The organism is Bacteroidota bacterium (genome assembly GCA_039111535.1).
In the GTDB taxonomy this organism is placed as follows: Bacteria; Bacteroidota; Rhodothermia; order Rhodothermales; family JAHQVL01; genus JBCCIM01.
In genome coordinates this window covers 1-2,155 of sequence record JBCCIM010000349.1, presented here as the reverse complement: position 1 = coordinate 2,155, position 2,155 = coordinate 1, and the positions used below count along the sequence as shown (strand labels likewise).

3 protein-coding genes are annotated in these 2,155 nt (G+C 49.0%); 1 reads left to right on the top strand and 2 read right to left on the bottom strand.

The window, feature by feature from the left end:
- Positions 1 to 275 precede the first annotated feature (275 nt).
- Positions 276 to 497 (top strand): hypothetical protein, encoded by a 222-nt coding sequence (locus AAF564_26720; GenBank protein MEM8489166.1) that lies wholly within the window; start codon positions 276 to 278, stop codon positions 495 to 497.
- Positions 498 to 545: 48 nt separating this feature from the next.
- Here AAF564_26720 and AAF564_26715 read toward each other — a convergent pair whose 3' ends face one another.
- Positions 546 to 1,448 (bottom strand): hypothetical protein, encoded by a 903-nt coding sequence (locus AAF564_26715; GenBank protein MEM8489165.1) that lies wholly within the window; start codon positions 1,446 to 1,448, stop codon positions 546 to 548.
- A gap of 89 nt (positions 1,449 to 1,537) precedes the next feature.
- Complete coding sequence (locus AAF564_26710; GenBank protein MEM8489164.1) at positions 1,538 to 1,999, bottom strand: hypothetical protein; 462 nt, start codon at positions 1,997 to 1,999, stop codon at positions 1,538 to 1,540.
- Between the last annotated feature and the right edge of the window lie 156 nt (positions 2,000 to 2,155).

Here is a 2,155-nt window from a genome sequence, read left to right as displayed (position 1 = left end):
GTCACTGACCCCTATGACCCTGAAAAGGCGGGATTTAAGCCATTCCCCGATCCGGCGGATGTTGTGATCAAATGTAGATTTTTCTTCATGTCCATTCTACTGCGTTTAGGAGATGTGTAGTCCACGCGTAATTATTACTCAAAATCCTGCTCATCCGCAAGCATAGGCCAGGGGAATGACGGCTTCTTTACAGCCAATGATGCATCCAATCGTGCTGTAACCCGAAATATCGTTATATTTGATTATGCTGAAACAGTCATTATCCAGCTCGAATCATGAACCAATTTGAAGAAACGCCGGCAGAAGCACATCATTGTGAGTCGTATCGCGACGGCGACTGGATTGTTTTTCTTTGCCCGCAGTGTGAGGGATACGAGCGCCGGCTCAACTGGCGTACCGGAGATATGAAAGTACGTGACGCATCTGAGGCGCATATACGGCATTCCGGGGAGTATTTCCCTGATGAGTTGGGATACGCGTTTACTTGCGCCAACTAAGCTTGGTCTGGCAAAAGGCACGCGTCGCCTAAAGCCTGGCAAGGGCTACTATACAACAACCTGTAGCAATTCCCCTTCGTGGATGGAAGCGATGGGTAGCGGGTCACCTGTGGGTGTTGTGAATGCGGCTACCGCTTGTAAATGATAAAGACCGGCCGGCAGCGAAACATCTTTGATGGTTGTTACCGCTGTATTGCCTGCGTCATACGTTGCTTCAATTTCTCCAATCTGGCTCGACCAACCGTCTGCAAACCGCCTGGCAAACAACCGCGTGCGGCAACGTAAACGCTGAACAGCGCTATCTTTCATGGCCTGCACGTCTACGTTAATCGCGGCATCAAATGGGGTGTTTTCCTTAATCAGTTGGGTGATGGGAGCAATCTGAATGGGCACGGAATACCTCTCTTCGCTTGTGGGACGGGGCTTGGTGGCGGTGTTGGTTTTTGCCTTGCTACCTTTAGCTTTACCATCAGCTTTTGCTGGCCCCTGTTGTTGCTGTTCTTTTGCGTTGGTGTGGTGTATTGCAACTTCCGGGACAAGGAAGCTATCTGGACCGTCCGGTGGTAAGGTTATTGGTGTTGGCTGAGTACTGGATGCCTGTGTCTCAACTTGCGCTTGCTTTAATTTCTTGAGTTGCTTCTCAAGTTTGTCAATTTTCTTGTCCTGCTTGGCGAGCCGGGAGGCCTGGTTGCTGTTGGCTTTTTGAGCGTTTTCCAGTTCAGTCGAGGTGGAATTAAGCGTTGATTCCAATCCCGCTATTTTGTCCAATAGCGTATCCGTGTGGTGTTGCTGCTCGCCATTTTTGGGTTGCTGTAAATAGCGGGCAAGCTCTTCCTGGCAAAGCACCAGTTCTTCTTCCTTTTCGATAAGGAGCCGTTGCGTTACTTCCAGTTCCTGGAGCAACTGTTCTTTGGTGCGGCGGGTCGATTTCTTTCTTCTGGAGGTGCTCATGGGAACGCGGTCATGTGGATTCAGGAAAGGCAAGCCGGTGGGAGGCCGGCGTCTGCCAGCCTCCCTTTTGCCTGTGTTTTTGCACAGATTTAGCTTGCTGGACCATCTGAGTAGAACTGCACGATGCCAAGGTCTGCAAATGCAGCAACTGGTGCCGGGACACCCGTTTCTCCTTCCAGGGTCAGCGTAGCAACTACGCGATAAACGCCTGCTTTCACCTGGTTGGCCGGCACGTCGATGCTGCACTCGTAGAGATTGGGTTTGGCAACAAAATCTTCTTTGCCAAGCGCATAGGCCGGGTTCAGTGTAAATTCTCCACCACCCATCTGCTCGAGATAAATCCGGCACTTCCAGGTGCCACACATGATGTAGTTCAGGTTGCCGTTTGTCCGCCAGTGAAAACGAAGATGAAAAGACTGGTCGGTCTGGATGATTTCTACAGGAGAAGCTGCAGGATAATCATCAGTTGATGGGCCCTCAAAAAGATGCACGTGGCCGCGGAAGCCAAAGTAAGGAAGAATTTCTTCTTTAATGAGATTTTCAGTAATCATGTTATCCTCTCGGTATGACTGTGTATTTGTAAATGTGTTTTAAATGAAAGAGCGCAGTTGTAGTAGCTTTTCCTGCGTTCTGTTATTATATACCGAGCATTGATTAAGTTGGAGTAAAAATGTGATTAATTGACACTTAAAAGAAGTATAATTTCG

What these genes read in the sequence shown, in the direction of transcription:
- AAF564_26715 (MEM8489165.1), bottom strand. Translation starts at nt 1,448, where the DNA reads ATGAGCACCTCCAGAAGAAAGAAATCGACCCGCCGCACCAAAGAACAG.
- AAF564_26710 (MEM8489164.1), bottom strand. Translation starts at nt 1,999, where the DNA reads ATGATTACTGAAAATCTCATTAAAGAAGAAATTCTTCCTTACTTTGGC.
- AAF564_26720 (MEM8489166.1), top strand. Translation starts at nt 276, where the DNA reads ATGAACCAATTTGAAGAAACGCCGGCAGAAGCACATCATTGTGAGTCG.